Origin of the sequence: Bacillus sp. FSL K6-1218, from assembly GCF_038006445.1 — a bacterium.
In the GTDB taxonomy this organism is placed as follows: domain Bacteria; phylum Bacillota; class Bacilli; order Bacillales; family Bacillaceae_G; genus Bacillus_A; species Bacillus_A thuringiensis_S.
Genome location: NZ_JBBOVE010000001.1, coordinates 697,548 through 717,841, shown reverse-complemented (window position 1 = coordinate 717,841; position 20,294 = coordinate 697,548). Strand labels below are relative to the sequence as shown.

Genomic DNA, 20,294 nt, shown 5'->3' with positions numbered 1-20,294 from the left:
AAGGCATCCCCCTTCACATATGCTTTGCCCGAAAGAAACCTGAAAATCATTCAGGTTTCTTTTTTTGTACATCAGTATTCCACGGCTGCGCTCCATACGTTGTGAGTTTTTTATGAATGAAATATATAGCCCCCGGCAGCACCGCCATTAATATCGTGCAACTAATTCCTAATCCAGTAAACAACTTTCATCACCTTATTTCACTCTTTTCGGTAAAGCTGAACCTGAATGTTCAATTGTTGGATGAACGTGAACAGTAATTTCAGCATTACTAAAGTAATTTTCGCCTTGATCCCAATTCTTACTTATTTTTGTCCATTCTTTATAATTATGTCTCTTATACACTTCCCCTAACTCTAATACATCTACCTTATATTTTTTTTGAACAAGCTTAATCGACTTTTGAATACGCTCCTCCATTTCTTCCGATATATCCTTCTCTAAACGTTTTTCATTCAAAACCTTTTTATGATCACTAAAGTGCAACTCAGCTATTGTACCTTCCAGAAATAAATGAATATTAAATTTCGGTTTTGTAGCATTCGTTGTGGATACTTTAATTTTTCGACGTAACTTATGAATTTCATATGTAATAAGTTGATTCTTTTTACGGATGGTAAAAAAACCTCCAATTTTTTTACCTATTATATAATTCATTCCTAACGTTTGTTCTCCACTCAAACGCCCCACGCACTTATTATCTTTCCCGCGAAACAATGCTGCACCGTTCATTTGTACCCCTTGTTTTGTTAGTTCAAGAATAGGTAATACAAAACTTCGGTTAGAGATCATCTTTTCCTGTACCTCACCAATTCTTGCAGCCTCAATCATTTGGGCATTTTTCGGAGGGTGTTCAGCTAACATATCAATATACTGCGCCGGTAAATTTTCAGGCTTGGCACTTTGTTTTAAAATAGCTTCTGCATTTTTCTTAGAAACGAACAAACGGATATTTCTTCTCATCTCATGATCGCGAATATACACATCTAACGTATTTTGTAAAATGTATGGATGTGAAAGTAATTCTTCAGAGAAAATAATCACTTGTATATGAGGGAAAAATAATGTACGACTAATTTTTTTAGCGATTATTCTTATTTGTTCAAACACACTATCTGCTTTCGCACTAACATTAATATAATTTTCGCCATCTCCATCACCTTGTCCACCTTGCTGCGCTAACTTACTAGGAAGTACCATTTGATACGTCCCTTTCATAATTGGATTCGCTTTCTTCTCCTTCACGATATCATAAGCCGCTCCTACTACAAATCCTCTTTCTTCTATCTCTTCTAACTCAGAACACCCACTCATAAATCCAGTTAAAGTCATAACCATTATAATTTTAAGAAGGTGTTTCATTTCCACCATTCCTTCTTTTTATTTTATATACAATTAAAACGAGCAAAGGCGCTAACACAACAAACCCCATATCTATCCAAGCTAAATAAGTCCCATAACTCGATAAAGCATTCAAACTACTAGGTATCATATTCGCCATAAAAATAATAGGGGCACTTACGAAAATAAAAATATGTTTCTTCACTTTCGGAAACATAGCACAAAACAATAAAGATGCGACGTCATAATACATTGCTGTAGTGTTATAAATAGTAATAATCCAAGTCGTAAAAAAAATCGCATCAAACCTTTCTAAAAACCCTCCGCCAATTTCAATTTCTTTCCCTAATTCAATTGTTGGATATGTCAATCCACGTGTGGTCATATACGTAAAAACACTAATACAAGTTACATAAATTAAAATGTATGACAACACGTTTACCATCACCGCTTTCGCGACTGCCATTGGCGCTTTTTTCGCTGACTTATCATTCAGCAACACCGCATAAAATAAAGCTACTTCAAATCCAATAAACGTAAAAATAGAATTTTTAACTCCAACAGCATATTGACTTACTTTCGTTTGAAAAGCTGGTAGTAAATTATTTATTTCCATTAAATTTATATTCAATAAAGAAAGAAGTACTATCGCAATTAAAACAATAGGTAAGAATAAAACATTTAACCTTAATAAGGCTGCTCTTGATCCTGCTATTCCATAAATAACAACTAGTAAGAAGAAGAAAGACAGTAGTTGTATTGGTGTATCACTAAATAAATACGTTTGAGAAATAATTGAAATCATTCGCGATTCATATGCTGTCAAAGCAGCAAACGTTAATACTAAAATACTACTAATTGTGTATGCAACAGGCTTCGTCAAATGCGCACTCGTATATTGAACAAAATTTTGTTTCGGAAATAAGATTGCCACCCTCGTCACAAACCAACCTAAAACTGTACAGATCAATCCACCCAAAAGCAAAATAATCCAACCGTCCGAAAATAAAGTTTGGTTAGCAATATCTCTTGGCATAGACAATGCTCCTATACCAATAATGGTCGATGATACCGCAAACCCAATTTCCCGAGATCCAATCTCTTCATCGCCATACTCAAATGGTTTCAATTATTTTCGCTCCTTTGGACGTATTGTAGAATCTTTTGTTTGTAAGTACTCTGGTCTATCTTTCAACATCGATTTTGGCATGCGAATAAATTCTTCTTTCCAATCTTTATAAAATGCAGGAGCAATTGGAGTTGTATACGGTATACCAACGCTTGTTAAATTTGTAATATGAATAGCAAGTGCGATCAGAGCTAGAATAATCCCATACAAACCAAAAGCCGTTGCAGCTAATACAAAGACGAAAAGTAAAATTCGGAACGTAATTGTAATGCTATATACAGGAAGCGAAAACGTAGCAATCGCAGTAACTGCAATAATAATAACTAAAAATGGATTTACAATCCCTGCATTTACCGCAGCTTCTCCAATTACAAGACCTCCTACAATCCCTATCGTTTGTCCCATCGGTTTCGGCAATCGGATTCCAGCTTCTCGTATTAATTCCATAGTCAAGGCCATCATTAACGTTTCAATATACGCTGGAAACGGAACACCTTCCCTAGCACCTGCAATTGAATAAGCCAGTTTAGAAGGAATAAGCCCTTGATGGTAAGATACAAGTGCTACATACATAGCTGGTAACAAAACCGCAATTATACCTGAACCCATACGTAAAAATCGTAATAACGTTCCAATCACCCAGCGCTCGTAATGATCTTCTACAGATTGAAAAATATCAACAAATACGAGTGGCGCAATAAGAGCAAATGGGGATCCGTCTACCAAAATGGCTGCCTTTCCTTTCGCTAATGAGGCTATAATATTATCAGGCCTCTCTGTATTCAAAAACTGTGGAAATGGGGATAAATTATTATCCTGAATTAATTGTTCAATCGTACCTGTTTCCAAAACGACATCTGTCACTATTGATTGAAGACGGCGATCTAACTCTTTTACAATGTGAGGATTAATAATATCTTCTATATATACTAGGGTTACTTCTTTCTGCGATCGCTTCCCCATAATATAAGATTGGAACCTCAACTTTGGATCACGTAAACTACGTCGGATTAACATTTTATTCACATTAATATCTTCATTTAATCCAACTCTCGGTCCGCGTATTAAATCTTCTGTCACTGGTGGTTCTAAACTTCTCTTCTCCCAAGCCCTACTATTAATAACGATAGCAGTTTGAATATTATCAATTAATATAACTGTATCTCCCGCTAAAATCGCATTCATAATGTCTGGAAACTTCGTCTTTACACCCACTTCTGCGATAGAAATAAAACGATCCAATAACGTTTGAACAACGGCTTCCTCACTTGGAATTTCTTCGTATTGCAGCGTACGAACGACATATTTATAAACATTATCCTTGTCTGTTAATCCACATAAAAACACAACCGCACAACGTGTAAACCTCCCAGCAAGAGCAACTTCTCTAATTGTTAAATCATTAGGTGAACCTAACTCATCCCTAATTTCTTTCATGACTTCAAATAAGTTACCTTCAAGCTCTAACAATTTCCCCACCTAACTTCCTTTTCAACAAGTTTTTAGTTAGATTCCGCTAATAGAAGAAAATATATACAAAAAAGAGCTATCTCTTTTCAAAGATAGCTCTAATAAACGAATTACTTTTCTACTATTATGCTGTTTTTCTTTATAGATACACTTTTTGTAAATCCACTAACTACAAACATCACAATCATATTAATTAACAATGCGACTATACCTACATTTAAATCTTTTATAGACTGCGGAAAACTCGGAAACATCGTAGCTATATTAGAGCCCGATAAAGTGATATATGCAACAACTAATAACCCCATTCCCATTCCTGCAATCGCTCCTTGCTTCGTAATAACCTGGCGTGGAAACAAACTACAAACAAGTGCAGGGAAAAGTTGTGTAACGATACTGTATCCCATTAACAGAAGGGCTCCTATTGTTTCTCCTCCTTTAAATGTAAATAAAACTGCTACGAGCGTTACTACAGGTACAAATAACTTTGCAGCTTTAGCAACTTGTCTATCTGAAGCAGATGGAACCATCGTTCGATAAATATTTTTCGCTAACAGTGTAGAAGCCGCCATAACAAGCATAGAGCCTGGAACTAACGCCGTTAATACTCCCGCACTACCAATAATTCCAATAAACCAAGGATCAAAAGTTTGTAAAGCAAGACGGAATAACGAAAGATCCACATCCGCTCCCTTTAACCCAGGAACTTGCAATATAGCAGCAAACCCTGCAAAAAATACGAAAAGTAACACTAAAGAATACAATGGCATAATTGCTGCATTTTTACGAAATACTTTTTCATTTTTTGCAGAAAAAGCAGAAGCAAGTGTATGAGGCCACATATAAAAACCTAGGGCCGTTAATATAATAGTAGAAACAAACCAAGAAATACTCATTCCTTCTTCAGGTAAAGATAAAAATCCCGGCTTCGCTGCTTCTACAGCCTCAAACATCGGCTGAAATCCTCCATAATAATGATACGGTAAATATATACCTAAAAACATAACGATAAACAGTATCATAATATCCTTCAAAGCAGCCGTCCAAGCCGAACCGTGTATACCTGAAACCATTACATATATAGTTATAACAATAGCACCGATCCATACTGCAACAACAGGTGACACCCTTCCGTAAGAAGCTTCTGAAACGATAATTCCCAGTCCCTTTAACTGTAAAACAAGATATGGGATGATGGAAACAACACCAACAACTGAAACAATAAGTCCAAGCGCTTTACTTCTATATTTCTTCGCAAAAAAATCCGACTGCGAAACAAGGTTATGCTCTTTCGCATACTTCCAAATTGGTGGTAATAAAAAATACGATAAAAGATAAGCTAAAGCACCATATCCCAAAATATAAAAGGTAGGTGCTCCTTTACTATACGCCCAGCCGCTTCCCCCTAAAAATGTAAACGTCGTATAAATTTCACCTGCCATCAGGAGAAAAACAAAAATAGTGCCAAATCCTCTCCCCCCAACTGACCATTGCTCTAAATTCATATCTTTTCCATGTTGTGCCCGAATCCCTAAAAATAGTGCGAGAAACAAAAATAAAATAATGATAAGTAATGCAGTCATTTTACATCCTCCTTATTAGCAGGATCAAACGCGTACACGAGCCCCATACAAAGAGATGTAATAAACACTGATAATAATACCCAAAATAATAAAAATGGCATCCCTAATACGTAAGGAGTAACTGAATTCGCAAATATTGGCCCGACTACTAAACAAAGAACTGGAATAAGCGCTAGGATGTGTATTTTCTTCATCTCATTCTCCTTTACTTATAAAATTCATAATGGCTGATACAAAGACTTCCACTCCAATCGGTAATGCATCTTCATCAATTGTAAAACGAGGATGATGATGAGGATATATAATACCTTTCTCTTTATTTCCCGCTCCGATAAAAAAGAATGTCCCTGGTGCCTTTTGTAAAAACGCTGAAAAATCTTCTCCAGCCATCGTCGGCTGCAAACGAATAACTCTATCTCTTCCATAAAGTTGTAATGCCGTTTGTTCAATAAGCTCTGTAACTTCATAATTATTTACAACTGGTCGATATCCATATTCATAAGAAAACGTATATTTCGCTCCGTAAGATTCCGTAATATGCTTCACAATCCGCTCAATTTTCTTCTCTGTTTCACCTCGTAACTCATGTCTTAAACTTCTCACTGTCCCTTCAATCTCCGCTTGCTCTGGTATTACATTATGAGTTGTCCCCGCATGAAATTGCGTAACGGATATTACGAGAGAATCTAATGGATTCGTGAGGCGAGATACAATTTGCTGAAGTTGCGAAACGACTTGTGTTCCGATTGCGATACTATCCACCGTTTCATGAGGGATTCCAGCATGTCCACCTTTTCCCTCTATCCTAATTTTAAAAACATCCGGCGCAGCCATTGCAGGACCATAAATAACGCCTATTTTTCCAACCTCTAACGACGCCCAAAGGTGAGCACCAATGATATAATCCACACCTTCCATTACACCTGCCGCAATCATCTCCTCTGCACCACCAGGAAAATTTTCTTCAGCATGTTGGAATAGAAAACGAATCTCCCCTTTAATCTTCTCTCTTGCTTCTACTAACTTATGTACAACCCCAAGTAATATCGCTATATGTCCATCATGACCACACGCATGCATCACACCTTTATATGTAGAAATAAAATCAAACTCATTTTCTTCATGAATAGGAAGAGCATCCATATCGGCTCGAACCGCAACTGTTTTGCCCGGCTGTTTACCTACTAACTTTGCCATCACACTATATTTAGTCGGCCGTGACACTTCTAAATATGGAAATTTCCGAAGTATATCGAACACAAACTGCGATGTTTTTTCTTCTTGAAAAGATAACTCTGGATACTTATGAAAATGCCTTCTCCACTCAACTAACTGATTCTTTGACAAAACAAGTTCCTTTGCAACATCCATAACCCTTCACTCCTTCTTCACCAAGTTAAATGTTATTATAACGTGAATTGTTAAAATTTAAAAGAATCTTCTGAATTTTCAATTACGATAAACCAAAAAGAAAAAGCCATCCACAAGATGACTTTTTCTTTATTATAAAATAGTAATCGCTTGTTTTCCCATTTGCTCCCAAGCTTTCTCAAATTCTGCTCGTGGAACAGCCAAACGTGGATTATTTTTCAGAGGATCATTTACATATACAAAGTTTTGATCATATCCAATTACTACTGCACTATGCTCATAATATGTAATTTTCACTTCGCCTGAACTCGTATTCCATGTTTCAAAACTACTTTCAGCTAGCGGCTTAAACGTCGTATTAATAATGACCCATACCGGAGAGCCAGAACTAATTACTTTATATATATCTTGCATGTCTCTACCTGTTAAATTAATTACTTTTTCAGGAACATATTTTTCTGCTAAATCAAAGATTGGTTTATTGTATACACCATATCCAGGCTCTGCCTTTGTATAAATATTTCCTACAAATCCCTCGTAAGGATTTCCACGCAAACCATTTTGTTCAAATGGAACACGATGAATTTCGCTAGCAAGTTGCATCTTATCTACTTGTACACCTTTATATTGCAGCAACATAGCTAAACTTGTCACTTCACATCCTCGAGGTAATTCTGGTAATTGTTTAATAAACGGAACATCTTCAATCATAGCTGCTTCTTTCATTTCAGATAGAAACTCTAAGCGTAGAACTTGCGCCTTTTGCATGATTTTATCTTTCCCTATAAAAAATGCAGCAGCAAGTATAATACCAAAAACAAAAAGATATTTTAACTTTTTCATTATAAACAAAACTCCATTAATTATTATTTTACAGACACAACTCTTATCATTGTACCCTTCTTCTTACTAGTTTGCTAGAAAGATCATGTGAATTATCGCTCATAGAATTAATTGTAAAAATTCTAATTATTTTTAATAAAAAGAAAAATAAATATACATTTCCAGAATATTTTGCTAAAATCAAAATTGTTAACATGGTGAAGATATCACCATGTTAACAAACATTCTTAGAGTATTTAGTCATAGTTCGTTTTTTACATGCTCCATTCATTTCATAGCAAATAAACCGAGTGTGTGTTGCATCCCCCACTAATGATTAAAAACTCAGAATAAAACGAAGTTCACACATTCAAGAAGATACGGGGTGAGGGGCATATGAATCAACAAATTGAACAAACAAATTTAAAACGAACAATGAAAAGTAGACACCTATTTATGATTGCACTCGGTGGTGTTATCGGAACCGGGCTATTTATGGGATCTGGTCAAATCGTCCATAATGCCGGACCTGGTGGCGCTATTCTTGCATTTTTAGTCGGTGGATTTGTTATGTATTTAACGATGTTATGTCTTGGTGAATTATCTGTTGCTATGCCAGAAGCAGGTTCATTCCAAAGCTATGCAAGCAAATTCATTTCACCTGGTTTTGGATTTGTTGTCGGTTGGATGTATTGGTTAAATTGGGCTGTTACAGTCGGTGTAGAGTTAACAACTGTAAGTATTTTAATGAAACGCTGGTTTCCAAACGTTTCTTCATGGATTTGGTGCGTTACATTTGCAGCAGCGCTCTTCCTCGTAAACGCTTTATCAGCAAAAGCATATGCAGAAGCAGAGTTTTGGTTCGCAAGTGTAAAAGTCGCAACAATCGTTATTTTCATCATACTTGGTGGCGCTGTTATGTTCGGTCTACTAGACTTTAATGGAAAGCCAGCTCCGATGCTTCATAATTTCACTGAAAATGGCGGGCTATTTCCAAACGGTGCATTAGCTGTTCTCCTTACGATGATTACAGTAAATTACTCCTTCCAAGGAACAGAATTAATCGGAATCGCTTCAGGAGAAAGTGAAAATCCTGAAAAAACAATTCCAAAAGCGATCAAAAATACAATTTGGCGAACTCTCTTCTTCTTCGTCTTAGCGATATCAGTTGTTGTAGGTTTACTCCCATGGCAAGAGGCTAATCTAGTCGAAAGTCCCTTTGTACTTGTATTTGATGTAGCCGGTGTCCCATATGCAGCAGACATTATGAACTTTGTTATTATTACAGCTGTATTATCCGTTGCTAACTCTGGTCTATACGCAAATTCTCGTATGCTGTGGGCGATGGCAAAACAAGGAATGGCAAGTCCAGCATTTACGAAATTAACTAAAAAAGGTGTACCGCTAAATGCATTAATTTTCAGTCTAATTTTTGCTAGCCTTTCCTTATTAACAAGTGTATTTGCGGCAGATACTGTCTTTCTAGTTTTAACATCTATTGCAGCAATGGCTGCCGTTGTCGTTTGGATGTCAATCGCCGCTTCACAGTTTTTCTTTCGTAGAAATTTCGTGAAAAATGGCGGCGACATAAATGATTTAAAATATCGTACACCGCTCTATCCGCTAGTTCCAATCGTAGCGTTCTCACTCAATTTTATTACATTTGTTAGTTTGGCTTTCATTCCAGATCAAAGAATTGCTCTTTATTGTGGCATTCCATTTATGATTGTTTGTTACATCTTATACCAAGTTAAATATAAAAAAGTTGTCACACTTGAACAGCCACGAACTATCACACGAGAAATAAACTAAATATACAAAATATTCAGCTATCTTCCTTATAATAAGATAGCTTTTTTCTATTTCTTGGATATCCTGGTATAACTTTATTTATCTTAAAATTTTCACAATCACGTTTTTCTCTGGAAAATAGTTTACAATGTAATCAAGTTACAAATGATATTCACCTTAAAAAGTGTGCATTTGTGTCTATTTTTTAACAATATATCAAAAACTATTGCCTTCTATAAATTAATAGGTTTATATTGTTTTATTGGCATAGTTTCAATCCAAGGAGAAAGGAGATTTTCAATCGTGCAACTAAAGAAAGCGTTTTGGAAGTTGGCTTCGCTTCTTCCGTTATCATTACTTCTGTTCCTCGGTGGCTGTGATAAAAAACTCGCAGTATTAAATCCGCAAGGACCTGTTGCAAAAGCACAGTATGATTTAATTGTTTGGTCATTCTTGCTTATGTCATTAATTATCGCAATTGTATTCATTCTGTTTACAGTCATCTTGATTCGTTATCGTGAAAAACCAGAGAATATGGACTATGAGCCACCTGAACAACACGGTAACACATTACTAGAAATTATTTGGACGCTTGTTCCTGTTATTATCGTTATCGCATTATCGATTCCAACAGTAAAAGCAACTTATGCTTCGGAAGAGGTTCCGAAAGAGTCCAAACATATTAAACCAGTTGAAATTTATGTTACATCTGCAAACTGGAAATGGTTATTCAGTTACCCAGAGGAAAAAATTGAAACCGTTAACTATTTAAATATCCCAGCTGGTGTACCAATTCAATTCAAACTGACTTCTGTCGGCCCAATGAATGCTTTCTGGGTACCAGAACTTGGTGGTATGAAGTACACAATGGATGGCATGATTATGGATCTTTATTTACAAGCTGATAAGCCAGGTTCTTACCTAGGCCGTAGTGCGAACTTCTCTGGTGAAGGATTCACACACATGGAGTTCGAAGTTGAAGCAAAAACTAAAGAGAAATATGACAAGTGGGTTAAAGAAGTACAAGAAAAGGCTGATAAGTTAACCGAAGAGAAGTACAACGAAATTATTAAACCTGGTGTAGTTGGACGCATGACGTTCTCTAGTCACCACTTAAGTTATGTAGATCCAAAATCACTTGAATATTGTGATTACAACTACTACAAAAACAAAAAATAATAGCTATTATTCCAACAGATTGGAGTGAACACAGTGAAGCTTGATGAATTCTTTGTCACAGGTGACCCGATTATTTACGGTGCAGACGCTTCTATCGTTCTTGTGACATTAGCAATCATTTTCGTACTAACAAAGTATAAAAAATGGAAATGGCTTTGGGACGAATGGTTAACAACTGTTGACCATAAAAAAATCGGAGCCATGTATATTATTTCTGCGGTTATCATGTTATTCCGCGGTGGTATGGATGGTTTAATGATCCGTGCACAATTAACATTCCCAGAAACAACTTATTTAAACGCTGAACACTATAACGGGATCTTTACAACGCATGGTACAGTAATGATTCTTTTCATGGCAATGCCATTCGTTATGGGATTAATGAACCTTGTAGTACCATTACAAATTGGTGCTCGTGACGTTGCATATCCGTTCTTAAATGCTTTAAGTTTCTGGTTATTCTTTGTCGGAGCAATGTTATTCAACATCGCTTTCGTAATCGGTGGTTCTCCAGACGCTGGGTGGACTTCTTACTTCCCAATGGCAGGTACAGAGTTTACTTCGGGCGTAGGAAATAACTACTACGCAATTGCATTACAGATTTCAGGTCTCGGTACGCTAATGACCGGTATTAACTTCCTTGTTACTATCTTAAAAATGCGTACACCTGGTATGACTTTAATGAGAATGCCAATGTTTACTTGGTCAATCTTAATTACAACAATTATCATTATTTTCGCTTTCCCAGTATTAACAGTTGCTCTTGCATTAATGACATTTGACCGTCTATTCGATGCTCACTTCTTTACGATGGCGAGCGGCGGTATGCCGATGTTATGGGCCAACCTGTTCTGGGTATGGGGTCACCCTGAAGTATATATCGTTATTTTACCGGCATTCGGTATTTTCTCTGAAATCATTAGTACATTCTCACGTAAGCGTCTATTCGGTTACAGTGCGATGGTATACTCAATGGTTGCAATTTCTTTACTAAGTTTCGTCGTATGGCTTCACCACTTCTTCACGATGGGTGCAGGTCCAGCGGTTAACTCATTCTTCTCGATTTCGACAATGGCGATTTCGATTCCAACCGGGGTTAAGATCTTTAACTGGTTGTTTACACTGTATAAAGGACGTATTCGTTTTACAGTTCCAATGCTTTGGTCATTGGCATTTATTCCAAACTTCGTAGTCGGTGGGGTTACAGGGGTTATGCTTGGAATGGCAGCAGCTGATTATCAATACCATAACAGCTACTTCCTAATTGCTCACTTCCACTACGTATTAATCGCAGGTACAGTATTCGCTATGCTTGCTGGATTCACATTCTGGTATCCAAAAATGACTGGTCATATGTTAAATGAACGCCTAGGTAAATGGACATTCTGGATCTTTATGAGCGGATTTAACATCTGTTTCTTCCCAATGTACTTCTTAGGTTTAGACGGTATGACTCGTCGTATGTACACTTACTCTGAAAGTCTTGGATGGGGATGGCTAAACCAAATCGCATCTGTTGGTGCGGTAATGATGGGTATTGGCTTCCTACTTCTTTGCTACAACGTAATTTGGAGTGCACGTCATGGTGAACGTGACACAACTGGAGATCCATGGGATGGTCGTACACTTGAATGGGCAACTCAATCTCCTGTACAACATTACAACTTCGCGAAGCTTCCTGAAATTAAAGAAGCTGATGCTTTCTGGTACATGAAAAAACGCGGAGAAACAGTTACACCAGCAGCAGAAGATATCAAACCAATTCACATGCCAAGTAACTCTGGTGTGCCTATTATTGCGTCTTTATTCTTCGGTCTTGCAGGTTTCGCATTAGTATTTAGCTGGTTCTGGCTTGCAGCAATCGGTGGTATTGGTATTTTAGCTTGCTTAATCTATCGTTCATTCGATTATGACGATGGTTACTACGTAAGTGTTGATGAAATTAAAGAAACAGAACATATAGCATGAGAGGTGAAATGACATGGCGGCTTTAGATAAAAGCTTACCTTTGGAATATCAATCCGAACAAAGCAGATTGAATATCCTAGGATTCTGGATTTTTCTTGGGGCTGAAATTATGCTGTTCGCAACACTTTTCGCCTCTTATCTAGTCCTTGCTGGTCGTACGGCAGATGGCCCAACTCCAGCGCAACTGTTTGAACTTAAAACGCTTTTAATTCAAACATTACTACTTTTAACAAGTAGTTTCACATGTGGTATCGTAATTCACGAAATGCGTAAGCACAACCAAAAAGCAATGCTTGGATGGTTCATCCTTACATTACTTTTAGGTGCAGGTTTCCTATTCTTTGAAATCGAAGAGTTCATTATGTACATCGGTGAAGGCGCAACAATTCAAACAAGTGCTTTCCTATCTGCATTCTTCGTTCTTCTTGGAACCCACGGAGCCCACGTAACAGGCGGTATCATTTGGGCAACTTGTGTTATTATCCAAATTTTAAAACGAGGTTTAACACCAGTTACAGCTCGTAAAGTATTCATTATCAGCTTATACTGGCATTTCCTTGATCTAGTTTGGGTCTTTATTTACACACTAGTTTACTTGAACGGGATGGTGGCGTAAATGGCTCAAAACAACAATCAAGCAAACGGGCATGCGCATAGCGGATTCCCTTGGTCACACGTTTTCGGATTTATTTTATCGCTTGCATTAACGTTTCTAGCGTTATACGTGGCACTTTACACAACATTGCCACTTTCAACAGTCTTAACAACTATTATCATAATGGCTGTTGCGCAAGCATTATTACAATTAATTATGTTCATGCATTTAAAAGAAGGAGAAGGAAGAGTTCAAATTCTTACAATGATATACAGTTTCTTCGTTGCAACTGCAACAGTTGGTTTAACTGTATGGATCTTCTTCTCAATGTAATGTACATGAGAAAGACTGCTGAGATTCCTCAGCAGTCTTTTTTTATTCTCTCCCCTATTACATCCACATTACGGAATTAACAACAGAATCATGAAAAATATACTTATTATGACAAATGTTAAGAAAAGTCTTTCTTTATGAAATCGAATCCATATGCGTTGCTTTTCTACCTATTATATGGCTAAATAGGTACTATATTTATTTGAAGGGAGAGAACGCAATGGAACATCATACTTCTGTTCTATCACTTATGGTTGTCGTTGCAATCGCGTTTTTCGTTCCCCTTTTGTTACAACGCTTTAAATTAAAAGCACTTCCTGTTGTCGTTGCAGAAATTATTGCAGGAATCTTTGTAGGTAAAAGTGGGTTTAATATTATTGAGCCAGATATGTGGCTTCAAGTTTTATCAACATTAGGATTTATCTTCCTCATGTTCTTAAGCGGTTTAGAAATTGATTTTTCTATCTTTAAACAAAAAGGGAAAAAAAATACGACAAACGAACCAAATACATTTCAAGCAGCAAGCATTATCTTCCTATTTATTTTCATCTTATCTTATGCCCTATCATTACTATTCGTATGGCTAGGATTTGTAGATAATGCAATGTTCATGACTTTAATTATTTCAACTATTTCTTTAGGTGTTGTTGTACCAACATTAAAAGAGAACAACCTAGGAAAAACTGCAATCGGACAAATCATTTTATTAGTTGCTGTTATTGCAGACTTAGTTACAATGATTTTACTCGCTGTTTTCGTCGGATTAAATTCCGAAAGCGGCCAAAGTATGTGGCTCTTACTTCTTCTATTCGGTGCCGGTATTATCATTTACTTTATTGCAAAACGCTTTAAAAACATTCCATACTTAGATAGCCTAAAGGCTGGTAATGTACAAATTGATACACGAGCTGTTTTTGCACTCATTTTAATATTAGTAGGGTTATCCGAATCTGTTGGAGCAGAAAATATTTTAGGTGCCTTCTTAGCAGGTGTACTTGTATCGTTATTATCACCAAATGAAGATATGGTTGAAAAACTTGATTCCATCGGCTATGGTTTCTTCATCCCTATTTTCTTCGTAATGGTTGGTGTAAATCTAGAGGTATGGTCTATTTTCAAAGAACCTTCTAGCATGCTAATGATCCCAATCTTAATTGTAGGACTCTTTATTTCAAAACTCTTACCATCACTCGTCTTAAGAAAATGGTATCCACGTAATATCGTACTTGGAAGTGCAATTTTATTAACATCGACACTTTCTTTAGTTATTGCGGCTGCACAAATTGGTGAAAAACTGGGGATTATCAGTCCAAGTTTATCTGCCTCTCTTATTTTAAGCGCAGTTATTACTTGTATTTTTGCACCTATATTGTTTAAAAAAATGTTCCCAAAAGTAGAAACACCAAAACCAAAAGTAGCTATTATTGGCGCGAGCAGAATTACCCTTCCGTTATCACTAGATTTAAAACGAGAAGATTATGATGTAACACTTTATATGATGCATCAAAATAAAATAAATGATGAGGAAGCGAAATCACATGACTTCCCTATCGTAAAATTAGATGACATCACAATTGCATCATTAACTGAACAAACAGCATTTAACGCAGACCGCGTTGTTGTTGCAACAAGCGATGATGAACAAAACTTATTATTGGCAGAACATGCAAAAGAGCTAGGTGTTGAACATGTTATTGCAAGTGTAGAAGATCCACTTCTACAAGAAAAAGCAACGCAAGAACATATCGCTGTATTCTCAACAATTAACTCTACACGTATTTTATTACGTGCACTTATTGATAAACCGAGTCTCGTTCGCTTAATTACAACAGCAAACGAAACAGTACGCGAAGTTGAACTGCGCAGCAATAAATATAACGGCATTGCACTTCGCCGCCTCCCGTTTTTAGGTGATGTACTTGTCATTCAAATCTACCGCGGTAATAAAGCATTAATACCACATGGTGATACAAGACTACAACACGGTGATACATTACTTGTAACAGGTTCGAAAGAACATATCGATACACTAAAAAACATATTAGAGTAAAAAAAATGCCCCCCACATAATTGAGGGGCATTTTTTAATTTTCATATGGTAAAATGTTACTATCACATATTATGAGGATGGATTACATTATGTCTATTGTAACTTTAGCTCTCTTATTATTAGCAGAAGTACTCGTCGCCATTATTCTCATCGGTGTTAGCATTGAAATTTGCAGCTATGGTTGGAAAAAATCAAATGGAGTTAAATACTCATGCCTTTTTCTTTCACTCCTTCTCGGAATCGCTAGTATACTCGGCCTTCTCGCTGCACCTGCATACTTCTTTATACAACTTATAGAAAAGGGTTTATAAGAAAGGATGATAATATGATTACTGTGCAGTATATTGATGCATCCGAGACACACTTATTACGCCAAGCGGTGTTGCGTCCCAATCAGTCCCTAGCAGACTGTAAATACTCTTCTGACTACGAAAAAGACACATTCCACTTAGGTGCCTTTATAAACGATGAGTTAATTAGCATCGCTTCCTTCTCAAAAGAAACATATCCTGATTTACAAAATGGTATCCATTATAGACTACGAGGAATGGCAACATTACCTAACTTTCGGAACAAAAGAGCTGGAAGCTCCTTAATTCAGAAGGCAGAACAAATTTTAAAAGAACGGAAAGCAAACATCCTATGGTGTAATGGCCGTATTACTGTAACTGACTATTACAAGCGATTAGACTTTCAGGAGCATGGTGAAATCTTTGAAATTGAACCGATTGGCCTTCATAAAGTTTTGTATAAAAAGATATAAGAAAAGCTTTCCTCAATACAGGAAAGCTTTTCTTATATCTTTTTATCTTTTTCATATATATGTAGATAAATAAACTAGGAACTAAAAAACAAGCAACCATAATAAGTGCTGTTATACTTATTTCTTTTATCGAGATATCTGGTGTTACAATGATACAAACAGCTAATATCCCAATAATAATACCTACTGGAATTAATAATAATTTCATGAAATAGCTACGTGATACTCCGCCTGTGTGCTCATACACTTCCACTGAATTTTTCAGATTTAAAAAGTTAATAATTATTATCCCGCCCATAAATACCATTAATAAATCTGAAACACTTTCATATCCTGCCCCTTGCAAGACATAGCGGTAAAAGACGATAGCTAGTATGACGATATTTTGTAAGATGAAAGCTAATCTAATATGTTTTAACCCTTCAATCATTAAACGTTCATCTTTCACGATTTTCATCCTATCACTCCTTTTCCTCCCAAAACAAATCATTCAACGTTTTATCTACTGCATAACAAATTTTCAAACATAAATCTAAAGATGGATTGTATTTCCCCTTCTCAATTAAACTAATCGTTTGTCGTGTAACGCCTACTTTTTCTGCTAATTGTTGCTGTGTTAAATCTAACTGAACACGCGCGACTTTTATTTTACTTACAGCCATTCATGTTCCTCCTCTACCTTTATTGTAATATATATATATATTCCATTAAATAATTTATATTTTACAAAACTAATTAAGTTTTCACCTTATTCCAATTGGTGCGGGCTAATACACAGTGGGGATCCCCCCTACTGCCTATAGTTTCACTTTATTATACACAAAAAAGGAGCCTCCCATAAGAAGGCCCTCTCATATATCTATATTATAAGAATAAATGACATCCAAATAAGAATGCAAATAAGTATAGTAATGGATGTACTTCCATCCCTTTACCCTTCACAATTTTCAAGACTGGATATACTAAAAATCCAATTGCGATTCCATTTGCAATACTAGATGTTAACGGAATACCTATAAAAATCAAAAATGCTGGTAACGCATCTTCAAATTCATTCCAATTAATATCTCGAATACTCTGTGCCATTAAACTACCTACTATAATTAATGAAGGAGCTGTAATAGCGGCTACACTTGATAAAGAAGCAATAACAGGACTGAAAAATGCCGTTATAATTGTTAGACCAACAACTACAATCCCTGTTAATCCAGTTTTACCACCTGCAGCAATACCTGCTGACGATTCAATCGTCGCTGCTGTTGGGCTTGTTCCAAAGATAGAACCAGTAGTCCCACCAATTGCATCTGCAATAAACGCTTTACCAAAACGCTTCTCTGTATTGTCTGTAATTAAACCTGCTTGTTTAATTAAACCAAGTAATGCACCTGTTGTATCAAATAACAGTACAAGTAAAAATGAAAATACAACACCATATAATCCATATTCAATGACATCTGAAAAGGCGTTGATTGGATTTGAAACGATAATCCCCTCTGGTAAATGAGGCATCGCCACAATTTTATCAGCAAACTTCAATTGCCCTGTAAAGAAGGCGATAATTCCTGTCACAATCATACTAATAAATAATGCACCACTCACACGTAATGCCATTAATACCGCCGCTAATATTAAACCAATTAAAGTTAAAATAACAGCTGGAGAATGAAAATCACCAATCGTAACTAAATTAGACGGATGATCCACGATAATTCCAGAAAGACGCAATCCAATAAAAGCAATAAATAGTCCAATTCCACCTGCAATTGCATGCTTTAAACTATCAGGAATTGCTAAAATTAACTTTTGCCTAAACGAAGTAAAAGATAATAAAAGAAAAATAATTCCCGTTACAAATACAGCTGAAAAGGCAACTACATATGTAATCCCTTCTGCCTTCTGTACAACAGAATAAGCAAAATATGCATTCATTCCCATAGCTGGAGCAATAACAATCGGGTAATTCGCAAAAATCGCCATACCTACTGTTCCAACAACGGTTGCAATAATTGTTGCTGTAAACGCTTGGTCAAATGGTACACCTGCATCAGATAATATCTTTGGATTGATGACAAGAATATACGCAAATGTAAAAAAAGTTGTGATGCCAGCTAAAAACTCTTGCTTCACAGAAGTGTTATATTTTTGTAATTGAAACATGCTTATGTACCCTTCCTACACCTGAATTATTATCACACATTCTTTTTCTTACTAGTATGTGAGAAAATATAATACTTAATCTTAACAATCAATAAAAAGAAGAGTCAATATATTCCCTAATAGTTTGAATTTTAAGTTTAAGTCTGACAAGTACAGATGTAGTACAGTTCATTATGATTATTTTTGTAGCATAACAGATAGAAATGTTTTATAATTTGAAATAGTTAAATATTTAGTAAACGCATTCAAATATCGTTCACTCTACAAGGGGGAGTCTTCTTATGCAGCACACAAACAAATCTGGAACTTTAAATCGTGGTTTAAAAGAACGACATATTACTTTAATGTCACTGGGCTCAGCTATTGGCGTTGGGCTATTTTTAGGATCCGCTTCCGCCATTAAACTAGCAGGTCCTTCTATTTTACTAGGCTATATGATTGCCGGTCTCGTGATTTTTTTCATTATGCGAGCGCTTGGGGAAATGGCAATTGAACAACCTGTTGCTGGTTCTTTTAGTAAATATGCATATGATTATATTGGACCACTCGCTGGCTATATTACTGGTTGGAATTACTGGTTCTTATGGGTTGTTACTTGTATGGCTGAAATTACAGCAGCTGGTATTTACATGCAGTACTGGTTCCCAGATATCCCGCGCTGGACTTGGGCGTTACTTGCTCTATTGTTAATGAGCGCTTTTAATTTCTTATCGGTAAAAGTATTTGGAGAACTTGAGTTTTGGTTTGCTCTCATTAAAATTGTCACAATTATCTGTATGATAGTAGTCGGAGCTGGTATTATTTTATTCGGATTCGGAAACGGTGGTATCGCTACTGGTATTTCAAACCTTTGGTCACATGGTGGCTGGTTCCCAAATGGATTTTCTGGATTACTACTCTCCATGCAGATGGTACTATTCGCTTATTTAGGCGTTGAATTAATCGGTGTTACAGCTGGCGAGGCTCAAAATCCGAAGAAAACACTCGCAAAGGCAATTGATAACGTATTTTGGAGAATTCTACTCTTTTACGTTGGGGCATTATTCGTTATGATGGCAATTTATCCATGGAACGAACTTGGTGAGAAAGGCAGTCCATTCGTATTAACATTCCAGCAAATTGGTATCGCAAAAGCAGCAGGTATTATTAACTTTGTCGTATTAACAGCAGCTCTTTCTTCTTGTAACGGTGGTTTATTTAGTACAGGCCGTATGCTATATACATTAGCTCAGCAGAAAAAAGCTCCTGAAAGATTTGGTCGTTTAAATAAAAATGGCATTCCAAGCCAAGGAATTGTAGCAACTGCTATCGTTTTACTCATTGGTGTTATATTAAACTATCTCGTACCTGCAAAGGTATTTACATGGCTTACTAGCATTTCAACTTTCGGCGCCATTTGGACTTGGGGAATTATATTAGTCGCTCAAATTAAATTCCGTAAAAGCTTGCCTACTCAAAATAAACAAAAGTTATCGTATAAAATGCCTTTATACCCATTAAGCTCATATTTCTCACTCGTTTTCCTTGTATTAGTATTAGGTATAATGGCTTATTCAGAAGATACACGAATTGCATTGATTGTCGGCCCAATTTGGCTTATCGGCTTAGCAATCGTATATTACATGAAAGGGTTTCATAAGATTGATGAAACACCTAACTCAAAAATTAGTTAAGCAAAACATCCCTTCCCTATTACTTGGAAGGGATGTTTTTATATCTATATAAATATTTCTCAACATAAT

The 20,294-nt window shown here is 36.2% G+C and carries 19 protein-coding genes and 1 pseudogene; 9 read left to right on the top strand and 11 right to left on the bottom strand.

Annotation, left to right across the window (positions count from 1 at the left end):
* Positions 1–46: 46 nt before the first annotated feature.
* From MHI26_RS03610 to MHI26_RS03575, 8 genes are all read right to left on the bottom strand, one after another.
* Entirely contained in the window at positions 47–184 is a 138-nt protein-coding gene (locus tag MHI26_RS03610; RefSeq protein ID WP_000493991.1) for a hypothetical protein, read from the bottom strand.
* Between the two features lie 11 nt (positions 185–195).
* Positions 196–1,362 carry a spore germination protein GerLC gene (gerLC, locus tag MHI26_RS03605; RefSeq protein ID WP_000681638.1) on the bottom strand — a complete coding sequence of 389 codons (1,167 nt, stop codon included), beginning with the start codon at positions 1,360–1,362 and terminating at the stop codon, positions 196–198.
* Positions 1,346–2,470, bottom strand: a complete 1,125-nt coding sequence (gene gerLB, locus MHI26_RS03600) for a spore germination protein GerLB (protein WP_000802019.1) — start codon at positions 2,468–2,470, stop codon at positions 1,346–1,348. Before gerLB ends, gerLC begins: the two co-directional genes overlap by 17 nt.
* Positions 2,471–3,949, bottom strand: coding sequence for a spore germination protein GerLA (gerLA, locus tag MHI26_RS03595; protein ID WP_003306323.1), 1,479 nt, complete (start codon positions 3,947–3,949; stop codon positions 2,471–2,473).
* Positions 3,950–4,050: 101 nt separating this feature from the next.
* The gene (locus tag MHI26_RS03590; protein ID WP_061668138.1) at positions 4,051–5,523 is read right to left on the bottom strand and encodes a sodium:solute symporter family protein; all 1,473 of its coding nucleotides are present in this window, start codon (positions 5,521–5,523) and stop codon (positions 4,051–4,053) included.
* Complete coding sequence (locus MHI26_RS03585; protein ID WP_000719835.1) at positions 5,520–5,717, bottom strand: DUF3311 domain-containing protein; 198 nt, start codon at positions 5,715–5,717, stop codon at positions 5,520–5,522. The genes MHI26_RS03590 and MHI26_RS03585 overlap by 4 nt, the downstream gene beginning before the upstream one ends.
* Before the next feature lies 1 nt (position 5,718).
* A complete protein-coding gene (locus MHI26_RS03580) occupies positions 5,719–6,894 on the bottom strand; it encodes an amidohydrolase (protein WP_000382133.1) in 1,176 nt (391 codons plus the stop codon).
* Between the two features lie 132 nt (positions 6,895–7,026).
* On the bottom strand, positions 7,027–7,737 hold the full coding sequence (locus MHI26_RS03575) for a C39 family peptidase (RefSeq protein ID WP_000734488.1): 711 nt from the start codon (positions 7,735–7,737) through the stop codon (positions 7,027–7,029).
* A gap of 375 nt (positions 7,738–8,112) precedes the next feature.
* On the opposite strand from MHI26_RS03575, the gene MHI26_RS03570 reads away from it, so the two are divergent.
* From MHI26_RS03570 to MHI26_RS03535, 8 genes are all read left to right on the top strand, one after another.
* The gene (locus MHI26_RS03570; protein WP_001075769.1) at positions 8,113–9,528 is read left to right on the top strand and encodes an amino acid permease; all 1,416 of its coding nucleotides are present in this window, start codon (positions 8,113–8,115) and stop codon (positions 9,526–9,528) included.
* A 282-nt stretch (positions 9,529–9,810) separates the two neighbouring features.
* A complete protein-coding gene (locus MHI26_RS03565) occupies positions 9,811–10,686 on the top strand; it encodes a cytochrome aa3 quinol oxidase subunit II (protein ID WP_001176164.1) in 876 nt (291 codons plus the stop codon).
* 33 nt (positions 10,687–10,719) lie between these two features.
* A complete protein-coding gene (gene qoxB, locus MHI26_RS03560) occupies positions 10,720–12,654 on the top strand; it encodes a cytochrome aa3 quinol oxidase subunit I (RefSeq protein ID WP_000762373.1) in 1,935 nt (644 codons plus the stop codon).
* Positions 12,655–12,667: 13 nt separating this feature from the next.
* Positions 12,668–13,270: a cytochrome aa3 quinol oxidase subunit III gene (gene qoxC / locus MHI26_RS03555; RefSeq protein WP_000729314.1), complete on the top strand. Its 603-nt coding sequence runs from the start codon at positions 12,668–12,670 to the stop codon at positions 13,268–13,270.
* Complete coding sequence (gene qoxD / locus MHI26_RS03550; protein ID WP_000068425.1) at positions 13,271–13,582, top strand: cytochrome aa3 quinol oxidase subunit IV; 312 nt, start codon at positions 13,271–13,273, stop codon at positions 13,580–13,582. It begins immediately after the preceding gene.
* Between the two features lie 220 nt (positions 13,583–13,802).
* Positions 13,803–15,632, top strand: coding sequence for a monovalent cation:proton antiporter family protein (locus tag MHI26_RS03545; RefSeq protein WP_061668137.1), 1,830 nt, complete (start codon positions 13,803–13,805; stop codon positions 15,630–15,632).
* A gap of 53 nt (positions 15,633–15,685) precedes the next feature.
* Complete coding sequence (locus MHI26_RS03540) at positions 15,686–15,943, top strand: DUF4022 family protein (protein WP_141526903.1); 258 nt, start codon at positions 15,686–15,688, stop codon at positions 15,941–15,943.
* Positions 15,944–15,957: 14 nt separating this feature from the next.
* Complete coding sequence (locus tag MHI26_RS03535) at positions 15,958–16,395, top strand: GNAT family N-acetyltransferase (RefSeq protein WP_000633850.1); 438 nt, start codon at positions 15,958–15,960, stop codon at positions 16,393–16,395.
* Positions 16,396–16,435: 40 nt separating this feature from the next.
* Here the strand turns inward: MHI26_RS03535 and MHI26_RS03530 are convergent.
* The 3 genes and pseudogenes from MHI26_RS03530 to MHI26_RS03520 all read right to left on the bottom strand — a co-directional run.
* Positions 16,436–16,852 (bottom strand): annotated as a pseudogene (locus MHI26_RS03530) (hypothetical protein); the annotation flags it as partial.
* A 4-nt stretch (positions 16,853–16,856) separates the two neighbouring features.
* Entirely contained in the window at positions 16,857–17,057 is a 201-nt protein-coding gene (locus tag MHI26_RS03525) for a helix-turn-helix transcriptional regulator (RefSeq protein WP_000301182.1), read from the bottom strand.
* 202 nt (positions 17,058–17,259) lie between these two features.
* Positions 17,260–18,552 carry an NCS2 family permease gene (locus tag MHI26_RS03520; protein ID WP_061668135.1) on the bottom strand — a complete coding sequence of 431 codons (1,293 nt, stop codon included), beginning with the start codon at positions 18,550–18,552 and terminating at the stop codon, positions 17,260–17,262.
* 281 nt (positions 18,553–18,833) lie between these two features.
* Here MHI26_RS03520 and MHI26_RS03515 point away from each other — a divergent pair, with 281 nt between their 5' ends.
* Positions 18,834–20,225: an amino acid permease gene (locus MHI26_RS03515; protein ID WP_001164897.1), complete on the top strand. Its 1,392-nt coding sequence runs from the start codon at positions 18,834–18,836 to the stop codon at positions 20,223–20,225.
* Positions 20,226–20,294 lie beyond the last annotated feature (69 nt).